The following is a 21,986-nucleotide window of genomic DNA, read 5'->3' as shown; positions in this document are numbered from 1 at the left end:
TAATTTTAAAAAGTAACAGAATAAAAAGCTATAAAACACATTACCAGACAAGGCATGACATGATCGACTTTAGTAACTTCTACAGCATTATCGCTAAAAACCGTTTAAACCATTGGTTACGTACATTACCTGCGCAATTACATGAATGGGAAAATATCCATGTACATGGCACATTAGCCAGTTGGATACGCGTATTAAATAAATTTCCAAACATTAAAAGTGAGGCTATCGAACTCAAAGATGAAGTACGTATTGGTGATGGGTCTGAATTATCGGCCGGTGAAACTAAAAAATTAGAGAACTTATTACAGAAGTTTCATCCATGGCGCAAAGGCCCTTTTCATATTCATGGCGTACATATCGATACTGAGTGGCGAAGTGATTGGAAATGGGATCGTGTGCTACCGCATATTAGCCCATTAAAATATCGTTATGTTTTAGATGTTGGTTGTGGCAGTGGTTACCATATGTGGCGTATGCGCGGTGAAGGTGCTGAATTTGTTGTCGGCATTGACCCAAGTGAATTGTTTTTATGCCAATTTGAAGCGGTGCGTCATTTTGCGAATAAAGACCAACATGTGCATTTATTGCCTTTAGGTATTCAAGAGTTACCTAAGTTGGAAGCCTTTGATACGGTATTTTCAATGGGTGTTTTGTATCACCGTAAATCCCCTATGGACCATATAACGCAACTCCAAGATCAACTCGTTGAAGGTGGTGAATTGGTGCTTGAAACTTTAGTGATTGAAGGTGATGAGAATGATGTATTAGTGCCATTTGACCGCTACGCTAAAATGCGTAATATTTGGTTCTTACCTAGCGCCAAAGCATTAAAGTTATGGGTCGAAAAATGTGGTTTTGAAGATGTACGTATTGTGGATATTAACGATACCTTAACCGGTGAACAACGCAGTACAGCATGGATGAAAAATGAATCTTTAGAAGATTACTTAGATCCAGACGATACGACTAAAACAGTAGAAGGTCACCCAGCGCCGAAACGTGCTTTATTAATTGCTAAAAAAGCCGTTAAACCACTAAACTAGCTTGGTAAGTAGGTAGTTAATCAACTAACTGATCATTAATAACTTATTTTGTCAGGTCTATTTTAAACATCTGCTTTCAAGGTGCTATTTTTAAAACACTGTAGCACCAACCTAACTCAATAATCGTTCTAGTATTAACATTGTGTTTAAATACAATCTCACTTAATTTAGATACTTTTGCTTCTTCAGCTTTCCAATAATCAATTAAATACCTAAAAATAGGTGTTTTTATATGTATAAATTTCATTAACTTTGCTATATTCATCGTCAGAAAGCCCAGAGAATCAATTATTAAGCGAGTATTTAAAATGAAAAAATCAAAGATTATGTTGTCATCAATTATTGCACTTTCATTGACTGCTTGTGGTGGCGGTGGCGGCGATAGTAAAAATGGAAGTAGCGGTGGAGGAGAATCTGACAAAGCTATTACAAGTTATGTTAATGGTGAATTTAAAAGCATGACTGAGAACAACATTAACTTAAGTCGTTATATTGATAATACATCATTTAATTCTGGTCTAAATTCTTGTACTAAAGGTTCAGACAAATACTTTGAATCTTACACTGATAGTGGAGAAGTTGGTACAATCGTGTTTGCTTCAGGTAATGTACCTGAAAATGACTACAAGTATGCGGCAACAGTTGTTGAAGACAAGATTTCAGAAGTTTTGGAGAAGCTTAATTTATCAGCTTATGATTACCTTGAATATAAAGGTTCTTTAAGTCCAAAAGACTTAAGTTATCTTAATTATATTATTTCAAACGAGATTGATTCTTTGTCTTATGATGACCCTGATTTGGAAGTAGACGAAGAAGATTACAATAAAAAAAGACAAGAGTATGCTCTTAAGCAAATGAAAGATAACCATGGTTCTGTGTATGAACTTCTTTTATCATACTATAGTGAACTAATGAGTGATGAGGAAGCCAATAAGTTAATATACCTTGCTGTGACCGATAGGTATGATGAAGATACAGGAGAGATTTACATTCTTTCAAGTGTACTTCGCACTGTTCTTTTAAGTAACAGCCAAAAGACTGCCAAGCTAGCAGACGAATATATTGAGAGTGAGTATGAGTACGAGTACCATCCTGAAAAGATTGTTGTTTGTATTGATCCAAATAGAAGCAATGGTTCATGGGGTGAAGGGAATTTGGACGGTATTATTTTTGGTTCAAACACATCAGCAGGTAGAAATGATAGTCAACAAGTTATTAAGCATGAGCTTGTTCATCACTTACAATCAGTTTTAACTGGTGATAACATTGACTTAGAAAGATGGTTTTCTGAGGGAATGGCATCTTCTATTGCGAATCAATCGATTAAAGAAGGAAGTGTAATCAATGTAACCAATGTAATTAACGATATGGAAGAAGATGGTCGTAGCTTATACCCTGAGTATGGGTATGCTTACAGAGAATTTGAAAGCAAATACCTGTTAGGTAATGTTAGTGAGCTTTTATTGTCTATTAGAGAAAATTACACTGATGATGATAGTGGTGGATTTACTTACTATAAAAAGTTTGAGAATGCCTTTAATGAAAGTGTCGGTTATGTTACAAGCCTTTATGAATTTAAAAATGAACTAGGTGGCTTTGATTGTTCTGTTTATAGTCCAGTTCAGTTTCAAAACTCGTGGGGATTTGATGAAGAAAAATATGGTTTATTGATTCCTTATGATTCTAATAATGATGAAACTTTGTCTTGCAGAGGCATTTACTAAAAAACAAAAATGTAAAGGCTGATTTATTCAGCCTTTTTTATTATTTTATATAAAAAAAAGCTTATTGATATTGATTATTCAAAGGAGAATATAATGATTGAAATCAAAGGAAATTTTAAAGTCAAGTGAATAAACAATGTTTTCTTAATCGTTTTATCTTACAACAAGCTAATTTCAGTGCGCCTGTTTCCCATCACTTACAATCTCTTAATAAAGCCCAGCAGCCATTAAAAAAAGCAGCAGTATTAATGCCATTGATACAAAGAGACAATGGCTTACATATGATTTTCACACAACGGGCCTTGCACCTTAGACACCACCCTGGGCAAGTAAGCTTTCCCGGAGGCAGATATGAATTAAGTGATGATTCGCTCGCTATCACCGCATTAAGAGAAACACAGGAAGAGATAGGCATTGAGCAGGAGAATATACAGTTAGTTGGTAGCTTACCTTCGTTAACTACTAACAGCGGCTACCACGTCACGCCCTTCATTGGTTTTGTAAATAGCGAAGAGCAAGTGATTATTGACCGCTCTGAGGTTAAAGCCTGCTTTGAAGTCCCCTTTGCATTTGTATTAGACAGTAATAACTTTTCTAAACAATATTTAGTCGCTAATAAACAACGCCATTTTACTTATTGTTGTGCTTATCAAAACCATTTAATCTGGGGTGCTACCGCACAAATGTTAATCAACTTGCAGTCTCACTTGAAAGATTAATCTACCCAATCAACACAGCCCTAGTGACTAACTCCGCAAGACACACAGTACGATGCAAACAAATAGGTTCTAGTCATTTGCTTAATGGTTTGCTATAAACTCCTCCCCCTGCTGAACACAACTTGTTTTTTGAATACTTGTTTTTAAATAAAACATCACCATAAAGGGATAAAATACCAACAAAGAAGAAGGAACTAATTACCTGATAAGATTAATGTTTTATTTAACAGCCTTGATAAAACGTGATTAAGATCAAAAAAACACTTGCTCCAATACGCGAATTAGTATGTTATAGAGCAAAATTTAATGACAAAAAAACAATGCTTTTTGTAAAAATAATGATGCTTATTAACAGATATTAGCTAGCCTTATCTGGCTACAGTTACTTAACTAGGTGTACTTCGCTAGCGAGACATAACGAGATAGCGGCAATTTAAAGTTAATAGAAAAAGTAATAGATAGAAAAAATAGTAGGCTTTTATTAATAAGTGTTGGATTAAACATCAACATCACTTTTAAAGATAAGTAAAAAAACACTCCCATTTAATAACTGATTATTTTTGCTAATTAGATTAATAATTAGTGCATAACGCTGTGCTTATTTACTTAATAAAAGCGTTTTAGAATGCAATGAAAGTACAGATTTATAGGCAATATTTTTCATTATTTTGTCAGCCTGTAAATAATATTTAATGAACAAAATGGTACATATCAAGTTACCAAACGTATAAATTGCTCACGAATCATCGTGACCCCCATTGCAGGGTAGATAATTAATTTGCAATGGTTTGAAAAAAAAGGAAATAAATATGGTTGAACACATCACAGGCATGCTTGCACTGATCGGTGTACTGTCACTTTTGTGTCAATGGATAGGGTGGAAATTACGTTTACCTGCAATTCTCCCACTATTATTATGTGGTTTATTATTAGGGCCCGCACTTGGCATATTGGATCCCGATGCTATTTTTGGCGATTTATTATTCCCGATTATCTCATTAGGTGTTGCCGTTATTCTTTTTGAAGGCGCACTCACACTTAACTTTAAAGAGATTAAAGAGCATGGTCGAATGGTCACGCATTTAGTCACCATTGGCGCTTTTATCACTTGGGCCTGTATAGCACCAGCGGCTCATTATATTTTAGGCTTTGACTGGTCCATTGCGATGTTGTTTGGCGCCCTAGTCGTTGTGACAGGGCCAACGGTTATTGTCCCTATGTTGCGTACCGTGCAACCAAAATCTAATCTAGCCAGTATTTTACGTTGGGAAGGCATTGTGATCGACCCTATCGGCGCGCTGCTCGCAGTTTTAGTCTTTGAATATATTGCAGTAACGGCCGATCCTACCTCACATGTTTTATCTGCATTGGGATATACATTATTACTGGGCTTTGGTTTAGGGGCTGCAGCTGGTTATTTAACTGGGTTATCGATTCGTAAGAACTTATTCCCACATTATTTACGTAATACTGCGGTATTAACCATTATGCTAGGCGTTTTTGTAGGCTCTAATATCTACCAAGAAGAGTCTGGGTTATTAACCGTGACTGTAATGGGTATTTGGTTAGCAAACATGCGTGGCGTTGATATTGCTGATATTTTAGAGTTTAAAGAAACATTAACCGTACTGTTAATTTCTGCACTGTTTATTCTGCTTGCTGCACGACTTGATTCTAGTGCCATGTTAGACCTAGGCTTTGGTGGATTAGGCGTGCTGATGGTGGTGATGTTTGTCGCTCGTCCACTCAGTATTTGGATCTCTGGCCTTGGTACTAATGTATCCTCAAAGGATAAATGGTTTCTCAGTTGGGTTGCACCACGTGGTATTGTTGCCGCTGCTATTTCATCGTTATTTGCGATTAAATTAGAGACCGTTGGCCTTGAAGGTGCAAGCTCTATTGTGCCGCTGGTATTTTTAATTATTATCGGCACCGTGGTTATTCAAAGTTTAACCGCCGGCCCGTGGGCAAAATTTTTAGGGGTAAAACAAGGCGCGAATGAAGGTTTACTGATGTTCGGCGCCTCTAAGTTCTCACGCGAACTTGCAACTATTTTAATCTCTAAAAATGTAAAAGTGCTATTAGCAGACAATAACTGGGATAGCATTCGTAAAGCTCGTATGGAAAATATTCCCGTTTATTTTGGTAACCCAGCTTCCGAGCATGCGACCAACTATATGGATTTAAGCGGCATAGGTCGTGTCTTAGTGATGTCTCCTTACCGTCAATTAAACCCATTAGTTTCCTTTCACTTCCAAGATTTACTTGGCTCAGAGAAAGTTTATGGTTTGAACAATGCTGACAGTGCCAGCGCACGCCATCAATTATCGGAGTCATATCTAAAACGATTGAGCTTATTTGGAGAAAATATTTCCTACGCTAAGATTGCCAGCATCATGGCCAGAGGCGGTATTCTAAAAGTGACTAACATCACTGAGAACTTTACCTTTGAGCGCTTTAAAAGACGTTACGGCGACTCGGCTATGCCATTAGTGTACTTAACTAAAGATGGTGAAATTAAGATTGTTTCTAATGAAAAAGATGCTGATTATCCTGTAGGTATTGAGTTGATTAGTTTATTGCCGCAAGAAGCGCAAGATCTAGCAATTATTCAACGTGCTGTAGATGAAGAAGCAGAACGTGAAGCCAAAGCGCAGGCTAAAGCAATAGCAAAAGCAGAAGCCGAAGCGCGTGCAGAAGAACGTGCGATCCGTGAAGCAGAAGAGGCAGAACAACGTGCCCTTGAAAAAGCACGACGCAAGGAGCAAGCTGCAATTGAGGAAGCGCAAAAAGCAGAGCAAGAAGAGGCTATTCGATCAGAATCCGATGACGAAAAAATACAGGATACCGGTGAAAAAGAAACGCAGACAAGGCCTAAGTCAGCTTAATACTCTTTAGTCCTGCCTATAAAAAAAGGTCACACTGTGCAGTGTGACCTTTTAACAGTCTGCTCCCCTTAAACACTCAGATTTACAAAGGTATTGGTGCTTATCCAATAGTCAAAGCATCCAATTAACGCATCCACTTTTATGGAATACTATTTAAACAACGACTAAAGGTTCTGGCCTAGCAAAATAGTAACCCTGTGCATAATCAACACCTAATGCGGTTAATGCTTCAACTAACCTAAAATCTTCAACAAACTCTGCAATAACTTCTTGTTTGGCTGCTTTGCCTATCTCGCAAATCGATTTAACAGCGGTAAAATCTATTGGATTGGTGAGCATATTCGCCACAATTGCACCGTCTATTTTAATCTTATCCGTCGGTAATTGTTTGATATAAGCATAGGAAGAATGACCACTACCAAAGTCATCAAGGGAAAACTGACAACCTAACGCTTTAATGTTATTCATAAATAATCGAGCACGATTGATATTTTTAATAGCAGCCGTCTCAGTGATTTCAAAACAAATTTTATTAGCGGGTATTTGGCTCTGTGTCAGTTTATTAATAATAAAGGTTTCTAACTCATTATCAGTTAAAGAGTGTCCAGATAAGTTAATCGCAATTGTTTTAATCGATTTAAGTTCTTCAGTACGTGCCATAAAATGGTCGCATACGGCATTAATCACCCAACGATCTATTTTACCGGTGAGCTGATAACGCTCAGCAACGGGTAAAAAACAAGCAGGACTCAACAATTTTCCATCGTTGTCTAACATTCTTAATAATATTTCAAAGACCCTGCCTACTTTTTGTTGCTGTAGCGGCACAATATCTTGTTTGTATAATACAAATAAATTGTTATTTAATGCATTATTTAAGTGGTGTACTGACAATAATGGCTGTTTATTATCTGCGAAAACTTGATCGCAAGTATCGTATAAATAGACTGAATTCCTTCCCGCATTTTTCGCTAAACCACAGGCGATGTCTGCCGAGTTTAATAAATCAGTAGCACTAGATTCATTGGTTTGAGGAGCAATACCAATGCTGGCACTTAATTGAAAATTTTCACCTTGCCAGTGATACGTTAACTGGTTAATGCTTTGTTTAATCTGTTCAGCAATTTCAAGTGCTTTATCTACAGGGCAGCGATTGATCAAAATAGCAAACTCATCACCACCTAATCTCGCCACAGTATCGTAGTTGCGCACTTTTTGTTTTAATATACGAGCCACATCAACTAAGACTTGATCACCTATCGAATGGCCACAGGTATCATTAATTGTTTTAAAATAATCTAGATCGATAAAACATAAAAACCGATTATCTTCATTTATCCTTGAAGGTCTCTTTTTATGCTCAATAGCCGCATTTAGATCACGCTCAAACGCACGACGGTTATAAAGTTCAGTCAATGGATCATGAGACGCTTGATGAAATAGCGTTTCTGTTAATAGTTTAAAATCATGACTTAATTCAGTGATCTCGGTAGGCGCATCATCGCTAACTTTAAAGTCATTACCAGCTAGTGCATTGTGTGAAGAAGCAATTAGCGTGTTTAACGGATTACAAATTTTCCTATTTGCCCACCACCAAGCGGCAATAATTAATAGCAGTAAAAAAACACGTGCAATCCAAGCTGCAGCGGCGATAAAATGCTTTTCTTCGGCTAAAGATAACGCGTCTTGCTCAATCATATTATTGCATTCAGTAATTAAAAAACGAATACTTTCTACTAAAGATAAACTAACAGCATCATAATCTGGCAATAATTTACGTAAGTGTAAGATTAATTCTTTATCTGGTATTTCCGCTACAGTATCGAGGTGGGCATTAATTTTTTTAATATTAATGATAGTTTTTTCAATTTCATCATTCATTAAAGGAGGCAGGCTTTGGTTTTGCACAACGACCAAATTTCTGCTGATGTTCTTTCCTATATTTATAGCGCCCATTATGAGGTATGTATTACCCGATGCAATCACTAAATCTGCAGAGATTAAAAATTGTGAAATGCTATTTTCTATGCGCTCAAAATCTTTCGCTCGTAAAAGGCTTTGTGTATGTTTACTCGCTAATATTTGAACCTGATTGAAATGAAAACCCAATACTTGTTCTAGCGCATAAGCACCAATCAAGCAGGAAAAAACAAGGATCGCCAAATAACTTCTTATTCTCATTACATACCTTTAATTAACGTATAAATTCAGTTAGTGCGCTATTCACCGATGACTACTTTTAATAATTATTACTTTCATTTCATTAAAAATTACTGTCTATAACAGTTACTGCCATTAATTGTCACTTTCTATCTTTGTTATATATTTTGCCCAACTGATATCAGTAATTGCTAAGGTTTTTAATGCAGACCGTAAGACTAGCAACGCTAATGTTGGATAAGTAGAAAATGTATTTTTTCCCACTTCAGAAAGTGCTTCTCCATCAAGCGTCAGTAAGGACTTTAATTGCGCAAAATTTTTATTATGAAGTTGCTTGTTGATATCTTGTACGACGCTATCGTTACATTCGGGGCTTCGGCAACGTTGAAAATAGAAACCTTTTAAACTCCTATCTAAGTTGATAGCCCAGGCAATTTCTACTAAACCCCATTTAGCCCATTCTGAACGTGCTTGTAAGAAACCAGCAGCCTTACGATCCTTATAAAGCACGTATAAAGTATGCTTGTTAACTTCACTTTGATGGATTGTAAAAGGTAACTTGTCTTTAACCGCTACTCTATCTTGCTCAGTAACCGTCGCAACAATGGAACGATATTGGTATCCATCCTTATAGAGTATTTGCATTGCTGACACAGGGTCTCTTAAGGAACAAAAAGCTGCATAAGCAGGAGAGTTCATTAAGACCTGTGTCGCCATCAGGACGAGTAATGTAAAAAGTTTACGCTGTTTCATATTATTTGGGTTAATGCCTTATCATTTAATTTTTTTTAAAGATTTTATTGTTTAGGATTTTATTGTTTAGTGTATTGCCGTTTAATGTTCATCGTTTCATATATTATTATTTGACCTTTTAACCGTTAAAGCCATATGACGCTACATTCTATACCTTAGCTGCACACTTAAAATCGGTTCAATATTTTGGTTTTTTGCTTCTTTTAATTTATGTTTATATTGTGCGCTAACATCGAAACCATGGTCACTCATCCACTGCACACCCGCTACCCAATTACTTGTAGAACTGCTTTCACTACTCACGTTATGATCTATTTCTGCGCGTTGATAACGCAGCTGAGTATAAACAGAGAGGTTTTCTTTGGGAGTACGCCACATCACTTCAGCAAAACCATTAGCAGTATTATTTCCAGCTCTTTTACCAATAGAAGATTCCGCTATAAACCGCCATTGGTAATAATAATAGGAAAGATCTAAGGCCACTTTTTTCTGCTCAATAACACCATTAGCCGCTAAAATATCACCGCTTAACCATGAGAAGCCTGTTACTATATTTTTAGTACTGAGCGTTCCAATTCGACCAGAAAATAGGTGCGAGTCACTATTATTACTAATTTCAGCACCTGAACCTTGCGTTAGTGCAACCTCATATTCAAAACTGGGCATGATACCATTCAAAGAAAGCCCCCAATCCGTTTTTATGCCTCGCTGCTCAGTAGTTAATTGATGTAATGTACCGTTAGTATCTAGTTGGTATTCTAGCCCAAAAGGTACTTCAAAATGCCCTAATCTAATATTAAACTTGCCTTGATTTAAAGCCGTATAATTAAAGTTTGCGATACGCCATGTGAGCTTAGTATCGTTACCATCATCAAAAATAAAATGAGGTTTTTTAACATTATTTAATTTTACAATATAAGGTTGCAGTATTAATGTGCCGATATCTCCTGTTTCACTACTAAATACTTTATGTATATCAATTCCTAACACATGCATGAAAGCATGATTTTGAGTATCTAGGTTACTGCTAACACGAGAAGAAATATCAATGGATACACGACTGTTTTCCCCTAAAAATTCCGCCTGTGCCATGTTTGCAAATACAAAAAGAGGGAAAGATAATAAACAACGGGTACTGAACACTGTCCATGTGGGGTAACTTTTTTTCATAAAACGGCAACCCTTATTCGAGTTAAGACTGGAAAATTAATCACTTACTAACAGGTAAGGTTAATAAATTAATTTAAGTATCCCCCACCTCTCTATTTAGGTATTTATTGTAGTATAAGAAGGACAATACAGCGATTTATCAACAGGTGAAAAATCGCTGCTTTTGATTACGGCAATATTACGGTACTAAGCGTCTAATAAATGGCAACTTAACTAACAACATAGTTAATAATAATGACCCAACTAAGGTCAAGAAAGTAAGTATTGGGATCGCTATCCAGTTACTTTGAAACACTTGATAAAACCCATTATTTAAATCACGTATAGGGATCAATATTAAAGGGTGAACTAAGTAAATGCCCAAACTATACGTTGAAATAAGGGTCACTAAAGCGCGTAAACGCCCTTGTATTTTATGCGTATAAGTTTGTGCTAATACAAATAACATGCCTCCGATAATGGCAGTATTAAGTGTTTTATACCCCATGAATAATGAACTGTACGCTTGTTTTTCCGTAGCAACATACCAAGAACCAAAAAAGTTGAGCAAAAGCATAAAACTACCGGCTGCTATCCAATATTTTAAGTGTTCACGATTATCCCTATTAAACAGATACCAACCTAAAACAAGGTAGCCACTATATAACACAAGATTTTGCTGTAAAAAGTCCCCTATTTTTAACCAATGCATTAAAAATAAAATAGCCCAGCATGATAAGGCTAATTTAATATGATCAGCCGAGGCTTGTTTAAGTAAAGGTAATAAAAATGGGATCACAAAATACAGTGGAATAAAGTCGTAAAAAAACCAAAGGTGGTACCAGACAGGCTCTGTTAATGAGCTTCCTAATGTATCCATTGTAATATTACTCGACCATTGCCCAGTAAAAACACCGTCAACCATATAACCGCTGACTAGAGCAAAGATTATCGTCCACCCAATAAATGGTACAACAACTTTACTGACACGCTTAATCAGGTAAGGCCCCCATTTGAAAGATTCTTGTGATGCTTCTTGCGGCAATGATTTTGATCGTGATGGGTCTTGTGATAATGCTTTTGATGATAGTTTTTTTGGGGATAGCGCTTTTGAAGATAACAGCAGTGCCCCACTGATCATCATAAACACGGGAACAGCCCAGCGTGTAATACTATTAAGTCCAGCGGCGGCTAACCAATCGCTGTCAGGAATTTCCCCGTATAAATAACGAAAAGGACCAAGCACATGGATCATAATAACCGCGATCGCGGCAATGAAACGTAAGAAATCGATATAGAAAATGGACTGGCGTGCTGCCGTCATATAATTCACCTTATGTTATTACTTGTATATTATTAATAGAACTAGCGGGAAATTAATCACTGTCATGAATAATACCGTTTTGGTGTACAATATTATTAATATCAATAGGACAAGCATTCTGAATAAATATTACAGAAAACTTAAAAAAATTGATAATGACTATCAACTTTAACATTAGTATCGACCTGCTTACGGTCACTTATTGAATGGAATTCACTTAATATACAACATTTGTTTTTGCTCTAGAGGGTTATTTATAGAAACTAATTTATCGATAAGGATTTTCAATGATATTCACTAAACCTTCATGCTGTTTAGCATTCTCTATTTTGCCACTTTTAATCATAAGCCCCAATCTCAACGCTTCAGATAGTGATGTAAAGGAGACAAGAAATAACACTAATGATACAAGCACCTTGGCACTGGGCAAGCTCCCCCCTGTGCAGCCATTACCCAACATTGACTTTCATTCAAGCAAACTACCTTTAGCTGAAAGAAATCATCTACAACCTGTGCCACAATACTCAGGCTCTTCCTTAGATAAAACCCTAACAACTCACTTAGAAAGAAGCCTGGATCAAAACTCAGAAGCGAAGCAACAGTTGAGCGCGATATCAATACACAATAATCAACCAACGGATTATCAACCTGCTTTTACTAACTCTGCTTGGGAACAGTTTGAGGTTGAACAGGATTTTTACGATAACCCATATCAAGTGTCTTTATTTTCTCCACAACATGGTGAAGATGGAGAGCGACTTTGGTCACAAACTACTTCTATCTTTTATTATGGATTAGGCGTAGTCGGCGTATTAGCCGCATTACCTGAATCAGTGACAAATTGGGATAGTGATAACGACCAAAGCATCGGTGAAAAGTGGCTAGAGAATGTTAAAGAAGGCCCAGTATGGGACCGTGATGATGCTATTTTAAATTATGTTATGCACCCTTATTTTGGCGGCGTTTATTACCAGTCTGCACGTAAATCAGGCTATAGACAGTGGGATTCATTTTTATACTCAGCATTAATGTCTACGGTATTTTGGGAATATGGTGTTGAAGCGTTTGCAGAAACGCCTTCAATGCAAGATTTAGTGGTAACGCCAGTATTAGGATGGGTTTACGGTGAGTGGGCTTTTAATACAGAGCGCGAGATTTGGGCTGGCGGCGGCACCGTTTGGGGCAGTGAATACTTAGGTAATACCGCTTTATTTTTATTAGATCCCGTTGACTCTTTAGGTCGAAATGTAAATCGCTTATTTGGTAGAGACTTAATCAAAGCCGGAACAGGTTATGTCAAAATATCAGAGCAAAGTACGCCCGGCGGTTTACAAACGGACAAACAAGTCATGTTTGAAATAAATTACTTGTTTGGTGATGACAATAGCTTAGCGCAACCGGGTATCAGCGGTAAACGTAAGCTAGGTGAGCGTTACTCATTTGCCAATGCAAAAGACCCTGTTGATGTAGGCATTATTGGTTTAAGTGTTGGGACTGGTTATCTAAACTTTGACCGAAAACGAGGCCAGTTAAATAACAAATATGCGCAGATATCCTTAGGTTTATACTTCTCAAAACGCTTTTCAACGCGTTTAAATTATTCTTCTTCTAAGCTATTAAAAGAAGTCATCGAGCAATATAGCGCTTATGAAACCTTTAGTGTTGATGGTCAATATTATTTCAATACGGACTCTAATTTACGCCCTTACATTACAGCAGGCATCGGTGAAGAAATTTGGGACGAAGATAAAGACAGTTATAATTTACAACTTAACGCAGGCGTCGGCCTTCATTATCGTTTAAATGCAAAATGGGCATTACAGGCTGACCTCGTTAATTATTATACAACCGATGAAGAGAGCCACCATCAGCAACTGATAGGTAAAGTCGTGTATCGATTTGGTGCAGGGGAAAGAATGTAACTTTATCTAAAGAAAGTGATAGAAAGCGCATAATAGAGGACAAATAGAGGACAAAGCCCACTAATAAAAAAACCCAATGATAAGGTTTATCACTGGGATTTTTAAATCATCATATTAATTTAACCGCTCAGAGTTAAATCAAACTAAACCTTGCTTACTTCAACTAATGCACTAGCAAGATATTGAATTTGCTCTTGCTTTAAACCAGCAATATTAATTCTTCCATTCAACATGCCATATATTGCGTACTTATCACGTAGAACGTCCATCTGCTCTGCTGTTAAAGGTAATAAAGAAAACATACCTTTTTGCCTTGTGACTGCTTGAAAAGAGTCAGGTGCACCCATTTCAGCTAATAATTTCCCTAATGCGTTGCGTAAATCATTAATACGCTCTCTACACACTGTTAACTCTACTAACCAAGGTTTAGGATCTGAAAATAATAACGATGCAATCGCAGAGCCATGGTTAGGAGGCATAGAATAATTGATACGGGTGATACGTTCTAATAACATACGAATTTTTGTATGTTGAGAGTGATCTTTTGCTACCACCATGGCTGCGCCTGTACGTTCACAGTATAACCCCATATTCTTTGAGCAACTTGCTGCAACTAAAACCAGATCAACCTGTTCAACAAACATTCTTAAACCCGCAGCATCTTGCTCAGGGCTATCGCCAAAACCTTGGTAAGCGATATCGATAAAAGGAATTATTTTTTTCGCTGTACAAAAATCAATAAATTGTTGCCATTGTTTTAATGAAGGGTCCACACCTGAAGGATTATGACAACTCGCATGTAATAATAAAATATCACCTTCTTTAGCGTTTTCTAAATCTTTAAAGCAAGTTTCTATGTCTAATAGTCCCCCTTTATGCTGCCAGCGAAAGGGTTTAACCGTTAAACCTGCACCTTCCATAATAGGACGATGATTTAAATAACCTGGGTCGGTATTCCAAAGCACAGCATCAGGAGATAGAGCAGCTATAAAATCAGCAATCACTCTTAATGCACCAGAGCCACCAACGGTTTGAATTGCACATGGGTCAGAAAATTGCGCACTGTCACCTAATACAAACTTAGCTATATGATCATTAAACTCAAGGTTACCAGACAACATTTTATAAGATTTTGATTGTGCAGCTGTTGCTAGTTTAACTTCAGCTTTTTGTACTTGCTGCATAACAGGTGTTTTGCCTGTTTCATCGCGATAAACGCCCACCAGCATATCTATCTTGTGATCTCGTTGGTCTGCATTAAATTGATGTAACAATGCCCACAGGGGATCACCTTGAACGGTAGGTAAGTTTTCTAACATAATTGAATACCTTAAATAAAATTAAACACGATTTGATAAAATAACACCTGTTATGGTCAGGCTAATACCACAAAAAATAGCAATTGATAAAGGCTCATCAAAAATAGGTACCGCTAACAACGAGGTTATACCGGGCGACAAAGCACCTATTATAGATGACTTAGCCGACCCCAATTGACTCACTGCATAGGAAAAACCAATAGTTGCAACGATGCCAACACCAATACCTTGCACTAATAAAAATGGCATCGCCTGTTGCAGTGAGAAAGAGCCCCAATTACTTGCTACAGTACCAGACAAGACTAAAAACAGCATAATAAAGAATGAAAAATAAGAAATAATAATGGCCACGGTAAGCGCACTCAAACCAGCTCGTTTAAGCCCTAGAGTATAAGTGGACCATAGCAAACTAGCACACAATAAAAATCCAATACCAGTGAATATTTCTAGCGATAATTGTTCCGCTAATCCAGCAACCATAATAAGCACTCCTATTAATATCAGGGAAAGCATCAATAACCGTTGCTTAGTAATAACCTGTTTATAAAAAAGCATAGAAAGTATGGCCACAAAAAAAGGAGGGGTGCCGGTAAGTATCGTTGCAACGTATGCAGTAGGGACTATTTTCGCGCCTAAGGAAGCTAAAAAGAGGAAAGGTATTCCACCTAATAAAATAAGCAAAAAGTCTGATATTCTCACTTTTTTAATCACTGTAAGATGCTTGAGAAACCAGGGAGCTAATAAAACTAATGGTACAGAGAAACGAATCAACGCAACATCTGCGATAGTAAGGGGAGATGTGCCAATATTACGTACCGTCAATGAGAAACCAGACCAAATTAATAGCACCACTAGCATGGCTAAATAGCCATAAGTTAATGGCGACATAGCACTGTAATTGACTTTATTTACTTGTCGCAGCTGTAACTTGTTCATTCAATAACTTCCTATCAACTAGAGTTTCAAGTAGTATTATTGACTAAAATAAAAGCTCTTATTCGGCGAACAACCTTCTAAAAACTTAATTATTAACTGATTAAAGCGCATATATTTATATTCACGCTTTAATACACCAAGGAAAGTTATGGATAAAATAGATCGTCACATATTAGCTGTACTACAAAATGAAGGACGTATATCAACAGCAGATCTTGCGGATCGAATTGGTTTATCGCCATCTCCCTGTGCACGACGCTTAAAACGCCTAGAAGACGATGGTTATATTGAAGATTACCAAGCGAACTTAAATAAAAATCACGTGGGTATTACCATGACCTTTTTTGTAGAAGTAAGCCTAAATAGGCATCAGGAAGAGACAATTGAAGTCTTTGAATCTGCACTGCTTGATATGGATGAAGTGATTAATGCACATATCGTATCTGGTCGTTACGATTATCTATTAGAGGTGGTTAGCAAGAACTTGGCTGGTTATGAAGCTTTCACTAATAAGTTACATCGAATTAAAAGTGTTAAAGATATCCATACACATTTAGCAGTAAGGAAGATAGCAGACAAACGGGCTTTACCGATTTATGTTTAAACCTATTTGTTCAAACCTAGCAATGGTGTTCAAAATAGCCTGAAAAGGCTATTTATGAAGTAAATATGCTGTTGTTCGGCAAAAGATAAAAAACAGCAATTGAGGTGACTAAAGCCAAATAAGCCGCCTAAAAGTAACGCTCAACAATAAAAGAATGAGCGTGACACCTTAAAAATTAAACATAGCGGTGTAATAAAGCAAATAACTGTTGCTTACGATGATCACTACAAAAGCTAGCCTCAATGCTATTTTCTACTAGCTTTCTGGCTTGATCTTGATTCATATTCAACGAAGTCGCTAATGCTTCAAAGTTCTCTGTCATGTAACCACCGAAATACGAAGGGTCATCTGAATTAACCGTCACACAAACCCCTAACTTTAATAAATCTAAAATAGTATGTTCACTCATATCTGCAAATACTTTTAGTTTTGTATTCGATAATGGACATACCGTTAATGGCATTTGGCTTTCTTTTAAGTAATCAATCAACTTAGGATCATGAATAGCATTCACCCCATGGTCAACGCGTGCCACCTTAAGGTCATTAATCGCCGTCCAGATATATTCAGCGGGGCCTTCTTCACCGGCATGAGCCACCGTTAGTAAACCTAATTGACGCGCTTTAGCAAATACACGACTAAATTTCTCAGGCGGGTGCCCTTTCTCAGAACTATCCAACCCGACCGCTTTAATTTTATCTAAATAGGGTTCAGCCAAGGTGAGTGTCGCAAAAGCCTCTTCCTCACTTAAATGGCGTAGAAAACACATGATCAATTCACTACTAATACCTAGTTGCTTTTCTGCATCTTCAAGCGCACTCGTTATTCCGGTTATCACGGTACTAAAAGCAATTCCACGCTCAGTGTGTGTTTGTGGATCAAAGAAAGGCTCAACATGATAAACATTCTGCTCTTTGCATTTCAGTAAATAAGCCCAAGTTAAATCATAGAAATCCTGTTCAGTGACTAATACTTTTGCAGCTTGATAATAGATATCCAAGAAATCTTGAAGCTTGGTAAATTGGAATGCTTTTTTTACCGCGCTGACATTTTCATAGGGCAACTTAATATGATTGCGCACGGCTAAGTCGAACAACATCTGCGGCTCTAAGCTACCTTCTAAATGTAAATGTAACTCAACTTTTGGCAATTGAGATAACCAACTTAATGGGTTAGAGCAATGTTCTGAGGGTAATTTTGAATGTAGCATAATCTTCTCTTTGTTTAGATACCTGTTAAGCATAGCGAACTTTTCAACATAAAAAACTAAAGCAGCTTATATTCTTGTAATAAATAGATAAAAATTCATTACAGTAATTAATGCTTGTTTTGTATAACTTAACCATTATCATCGTTGCAACGAACATCCCTCCAAGATTTACTTTAAAAGACTAATAAGAAACTTTGCAACACTTAAGGAATTATCATGTATAAATTTTTTGAAAGTTTGGTGCCTGCGCTAAACGATCAAGAACCAACCCAGCCGCCAAATACACTCGTTGCCTTTTGCATGCACTATACAAAGGGTTATAAAACGGCACTTTTCTTTATGACCTTACTAACAGCTATTTTAGCTATATTGGAAGTGTCTTTATTTGGGTTCATGGGACAACTCGTCGACTGGTTAATCACTAAAAATCCAGAGACGTTATTAGTAGATGAAGGGCAAAAATTATTGTTTATGTCCTTAATGGTTTTAGTATTAATTCCTGTCTTAACTATTATACATTCTTTGATCGTACATCAAGTTTTGTTAGGCAATTATCCGATGTCGATCCGTTGGTTTGCACATCGCTATTTGTTAAAGCAAAGCGTGTCTTTCTATCAAGATGATTTTGCCGGACGAATAGCCACTAAAGTAATGCAAACAGCGCTGGCCGTACGTGAAACCGTAATGAAGCTACTAAACGTGATGGTTTATGTTTTAGTGTACTTTATTTCCATGGTGGTGATGATTGCAAAAGCCGATTACCGGTTGGCGATTCCAATGTTGGTATGGATGGTTATATATATCTGTATACAGTATTACTTTATTCCGCGCCTAAGAAAAGTAGCAACAGAGCAAGCAGATGCCCGCTCAACCATGACGGGGCGAATTGTTGATAGTTACACCAATATATCAACAGTAAAACTATTTGCGCATACGGACTCTGAATCGGCTTATGCCAAACAAGGAATGAAAGGATTTTTAGATACAGTTTATCGCCAAATGCGTTTGGCGACGGGCATCAATGTCAGCGTGCAAATCTCTAACTATGTATTAGCCTTTGCTATCACGGCTTTGTCTATCTCACTATGGATGCAAAGCGCTATTTCAGTGGGTGCTATCGCCATCGCGATCAGTTTAGCATTACGTTTAAACGGTATGTCACAGTGGATCATGTGGGAGTTTAGTGCTTTATTTGAAAATATAGGCACAGTGACTGACGGCATGAATACCTTAGCGAAGCCTAATATTATTGAAGACAAAAAAGACGCGAAACCATTAGTGGTGAGTGAAGGTAATCTCTACTTTAAACAGATGAGTTTTCATTATGGTGAGAGTAAAGGTGTCATTGAAAACCTGGACCTAAATATCAAACCTGGCGAAAAAATAGGACTTGTAGGCCGTTCAGGCTCGGGTAAGTCAACATTAGTGAATCTATTGTTACGCTTTTATGATGTTGAAAAAGGTCAGATTATTATCGATGGTCAAGATATTAAAGATGTTCAGCAAGAAAGTTTACGCTTACAAATCGGTTTGGTGACACAGGATACATCTTTATTACATCGCTCTATTCGCGAAAACATTCTTTATGGTCGCCCCGATGCAACTGAAGAAGAGTTATTAAAAGCGACTAAGCAAGCACAGGCGCATGAATTTATCTCTACCTTAACGGATAGTGAAGGCAATACTGGTTACGATGCACAAGTCGGTGAACGAGGAGTGAAATTGTCAGGCGGTCAACGCCAACGTATTGCTATCTCACGCGTATTATTAAAAGATGCCCCTATTCTAGTATTGGATGAAGCGACCTCTGCATTAGATTCCGAAGTGGAAGCCGCGATACAAGAAAGTTTATATGAGCTAATGCAAGGTAAAACGGTTATTGCGATTGCACATCGTCTATCAACTATCGCCGCGATGGATCGCCTCATTGTATTAGATAAAGGACAGATTATTGAACAAGGTAGTCATCAACAGTTAATTGAACAAAAAGGCGTTTATGCACAACTATGGGCACACCAGACGGGTGGATTTTTAGGGTGTGATTAATCACGTTATTAATTAACATAAGCAACAGAATTAACGCACATATAGCCAATTAAAGACGGCTCGTTTTACCCCGTTATCAGTCAAAATGCACCTCGATTGATAACGGGTATACTTTACCACTACATATCGCTTTCAGTTACTTCCAGCCCTGTAACCAACATTCTGAATTTTGTAGATCACGCCAACTAATTTCTGTTTCACGATGAGAAATAATCGCTTCTAATAAACAAAAAACAACATTGCCCTGCTCGTCAAAATCAACATCAGTGATCAGAAAGTGCTTTTCTTTGTTGAGTGGTTTAACGGCAGTCCATTTACTATTAAGCAATTTTTGCGGGTTAATTTTATTAATGGGAAACTCCTTCTCAGTAAAGGTAATAGTCTATTGCTGCGACTAGGCACAACTTAAATTTAGATAAAAAGCTTGAACTTAAATAAAAACCTAAATTTAAACCAGAAACATTAAGTTAAACAAATTCAATAAATAAAATTGCTATGAAAAATAGCATCTCATTGAGCTTAAAATAAAACACAGGAAAAGAGAAGAAACAACAGGCAAGGAAATACAAATAGATAGAAAGTAAAAAGGCTATTAATTACAAACAATAGCCTTTAGACCTTCATTATTAATTATTAATGCTGATAGCTTTTTTCCCACAGCTTAAATAAGTAAATAACAGAAAATGTTAAGCACATATATAACAAACCAGCTGCTAGATAAGCTTCAAAAGGCGCATAATAACGAGCATTAACAACACGAGCAGCACCGGTAATATCAACAATCGTCACCACACCTGCAATCGCACTGCCGTGTATCATAAAAATAATTTCGTTACTGTAAGCTGGTAAAGCACGGCGTAATGAATTAGGTAAAGTAATACGCTTAAGTGTTTGCCAACGACTCATACCATAAGCTTTAGCGGCTTCTAATTCACCAAGCGGCATTGTTCCTATCACACCACGTACAATCTCAGCAGTGTAAGCCCCTGTATTTAATGAAAAAGCGAGTAATGCACAAAACCAAGCTTCTTGAAAGTAATACCACATCCAACTTTCACGTATCGCATCAAATTGTGCAACACCGTAATAGATCAAAAATAATTGTACCAACAATGGCGAACCACGAAAAAAATACATATAAGCCCAAATAGGCCCTTTAATGAACCAGTTTGAATGACTACGTAAAATACCAACAGGTATCGCAATCACTAAGCCTATCAATAATGAGACTGCCACTAACCAAGTTGTTGTCCACAAACCTTGTAAGTAAAACGGGTATTCATTAACAATGATTGAAAAATCCATACTTACCTCGTTTGTATACTATATTTACGCTCGGCCCATTTTAAGACAGAGGTAGAAACAGCAGTGTAAAATAGGAAGATTAGCGCTACCACTAGATAGAAAGTGAAAGGTTTTTGAGTAGAACCAGACGCATCTCCTGCAATTTTAACCATATCTTGTAAACCGATGATCGATACTAATGCCGTTGTTTTTAATAATACTAACCAGTTGTTACCCAAGCCAGGTAATGCATGGCGCATCATCTGAGGGAACATCACACGTGAAAAACGTTTATATTTATTCATGCCATAAGCTGTTGCCGCTTCTAACTGCCCTTTTTCTACCGATAAAATAGCGCCGCGGAAGGTTTCTGCCATATACGCACCAAAGATAAAACCGATAGTCACAATACCTGCAATATAAGGGCTAATATCAATATAGTCAGGTAAATATGCTGTCCATTCGTGGTCAGGATAATAATTTGTCGCTACTTCGTTAAACCATTCGTTAAGGTTATAGCTGGTGTCATTAATTAACACTTGCCCACCAAAAAAAATAATCAACATTAAGATAAGATCCGGAATACCACGGATAATAGTCGTATACAGCGTCGCAATGCTGGTTAATATAATAGAATGAGACAGCTTAGCGAGTGCTGCTATTAACCCTAAGAAAACAGCTAATAATAAAGATAACAAGGCTACTTGCAGTGTTAGCCATGCTCCTTCTAGAAATATTTCTTGGTAACCGTATAAAGAAAACATATAAACTTCTTTTTATTTAATTCCAATCCACTAATACGTAATTAATAGCACTGGCATAACAAAAAAGGATGAGACAACATATAAAAGGTTGTGCGTCATCCTTTCTATTTTAACGCTCAGGTTAAAAAATTAACCGTG

16 protein-coding genes and 1 pseudogene are annotated in these 21,986 nt (G+C 37.1%); 7 read left to right on the top strand and 10 right to left on the bottom strand.

Annotated features, from left to right (window positions below; translation table 11 throughout):
• Positions 1 to 59: 59 nt before the first annotated feature.
• From cmoB to MT390_RS16370, 4 genes and pseudogenes are all read left to right on the top strand, one after another.
• The gene (gene cmoB / locus MT390_RS16385) at positions 60 to 1,046 is read left to right on the top strand and encodes a tRNA 5-methoxyuridine(34)/uridine 5-oxyacetic acid(34) synthase CmoB (RefSeq protein ID WP_499442160.1); all 987 of its coding nucleotides are present in this window, start codon (positions 60 to 62) and stop codon (positions 1,044 to 1,046) included.
• Positions 1,047 to 1,354: 308 nt separating this feature from the next.
• Entirely contained in the window at positions 1,355 to 2,770 is a 1,416-nt protein-coding gene (locus MT390_RS16380; protein WP_499442158.1) for a hypothetical protein, read from the top strand.
• A 125-nt stretch (positions 2,771 to 2,895) separates the two neighbouring features.
• The gene (locus MT390_RS16375; RefSeq protein ID WP_499442156.1) at positions 2,896 to 3,489 is read left to right on the top strand and encodes a CoA pyrophosphatase; all 594 of its coding nucleotides are present in this window, start codon (positions 2,896 to 2,898) and stop codon (positions 3,487 to 3,489) included.
• A gap of 809 nt (positions 3,490 to 4,298) precedes the next feature.
• Positions 4,299 to 6,086: pseudogene (locus MT390_RS16370) on the top strand (cation:proton antiporter); the annotation flags it as partial.
• Positions 6,087 to 6,530: 444 nt separating this feature from the next.
• Here the strand turns inward: MT390_RS16370 and MT390_RS16365 are convergent.
• The 4 genes from MT390_RS16365 to MT390_RS16350 all read right to left on the bottom strand — a co-directional run bounded on the left by MT390_RS16365 (position 6,531) and on the right by MT390_RS16350 (position 11,763).
• Entirely contained in the window at positions 6,531 to 8,558 is a 2,028-nt protein-coding gene (locus MT390_RS16365; RefSeq protein WP_499442154.1) for a putative bifunctional diguanylate cyclase/phosphodiesterase, read from the bottom strand.
• A gap of 114 nt (positions 8,559 to 8,672) precedes the next feature.
• Positions 8,673 to 9,290, bottom strand: a complete 618-nt coding sequence (locus tag MT390_RS16360; RefSeq protein WP_499442152.1) for a hypothetical protein — start codon at positions 9,288 to 9,290, stop codon at positions 8,673 to 8,675.
• A 141-nt stretch (positions 9,291 to 9,431) separates the two neighbouring features.
• Positions 9,432 to 10,460, bottom strand: a complete 1,029-nt coding sequence (locus MT390_RS16355; RefSeq protein WP_499442150.1) for a hypothetical protein — start codon at positions 10,458 to 10,460, stop codon at positions 9,432 to 9,434.
• A 178-nt stretch (positions 10,461 to 10,638) separates the two neighbouring features.
• Entirely contained in the window at positions 10,639 to 11,763 is a 1,125-nt protein-coding gene (locus tag MT390_RS16350) for an acyltransferase (RefSeq protein ID WP_499442149.1), read from the bottom strand.
• A gap of 287 nt (positions 11,764 to 12,050) precedes the next feature.
• On the opposite strand from MT390_RS16350, the gene MT390_RS16345 reads away from it, so the two are divergent.
• Positions 12,051 to 13,685, top strand: coding sequence for a DUF3943 domain-containing protein (locus tag MT390_RS16345; RefSeq protein ID WP_499442148.1), 1,635 nt, complete (start codon positions 12,051 to 12,053; stop codon positions 13,683 to 13,685).
• Positions 13,686 to 13,828: 143 nt separating this feature from the next.
• Here the strand turns inward: MT390_RS16345 and MT390_RS16340 are convergent, their stop codons facing one another.
• Positions 13,829 to 15,004, bottom strand: coding sequence for an amino acid aminotransferase (locus MT390_RS16340; RefSeq protein WP_499442147.1), 1,176 nt, complete (start codon positions 15,002 to 15,004; stop codon positions 13,829 to 13,831).
• Between the two features lie 21 nt (positions 15,005 to 15,025).
• On the bottom strand, positions 15,026 to 15,940 hold the full coding sequence (locus tag MT390_RS16335) for a DMT family transporter (protein WP_499442145.1): 915 nt from the start codon (positions 15,938 to 15,940) through the stop codon (positions 15,026 to 15,028).
• A gap of 148 nt (positions 15,941 to 16,088) precedes the next feature.
• Between MT390_RS16335 and MT390_RS16330 the strand changes: the two genes are divergently transcribed.
• Entirely contained in the window at positions 16,089 to 16,544 is a 456-nt protein-coding gene (locus tag MT390_RS16330) for an Lrp/AsnC family transcriptional regulator (protein ID WP_499442144.1), read from the top strand.
• Positions 16,545 to 16,719: 175 nt separating this feature from the next.
• Here MT390_RS16330 and MT390_RS16325 read toward each other — a convergent pair whose 3' ends face one another.
• Positions 16,720 to 17,754: an adenosine deaminase gene (locus MT390_RS16325; RefSeq protein ID WP_499442143.1), complete on the bottom strand. Its 1,035-nt coding sequence runs from the start codon at positions 17,752 to 17,754 to the stop codon at positions 16,720 to 16,722.
• 216 nt (positions 17,755 to 17,970) lie between these two features.
• On the opposite strand from MT390_RS16325, the gene MT390_RS16320 reads away from it, so the two are divergent.
• Complete coding sequence (locus MT390_RS16320; protein WP_499442141.1) at positions 17,971 to 19,800, top strand: ABC transporter ATP-binding protein; 1,830 nt, start codon at positions 17,971 to 17,973, stop codon at positions 19,798 to 19,800.
• 136 nt (positions 19,801 to 19,936) lie between these two features.
• Here the strand turns inward: MT390_RS16320 and MT390_RS16315 are convergent, their stop codons facing one another.
• The 3 genes from MT390_RS16315 to MT390_RS16305 all read right to left on the bottom strand — a co-directional run bounded on the left by MT390_RS16315 (position 19,937) and on the right by MT390_RS16305 (position 21,848).
• Positions 19,937 to 20,152, bottom strand: coding sequence for a TIGR02450 family Trp-rich protein (locus MT390_RS16315; RefSeq protein ID WP_499442201.1), 216 nt, complete (start codon positions 20,150 to 20,152; stop codon positions 19,937 to 19,939).
• A 281-nt stretch (positions 20,153 to 20,433) separates the two neighbouring features.
• Entirely contained in the window at positions 20,434 to 21,105 is a 672-nt protein-coding gene (locus MT390_RS16310; RefSeq protein ID WP_166373138.1) for an ABC transporter permease, read from the bottom strand.
• 2 nt (positions 21,106 to 21,107) lie between these two features.
• The gene (locus MT390_RS16305) at positions 21,108 to 21,848 is read right to left on the bottom strand and encodes an ABC transporter permease (protein WP_166373137.1); all 741 of its coding nucleotides are present in this window, start codon (positions 21,846 to 21,848) and stop codon (positions 21,108 to 21,110) included.
• Between the last annotated feature and the right edge of the window lie 138 nt (positions 21,849 to 21,986).

Source organism: Vibrio sp. 2-Bac 85 (assembly GCF_037546705.1).
GTDB lineage: Bacteria > Pseudomonadota > Gammaproteobacteria > Enterobacterales > Psychromonadaceae > Psychromonas.
Note: the sequence above shows the minus strand (reverse complement) of the source record. Positions and strands in the feature narration are given on the sequence as shown.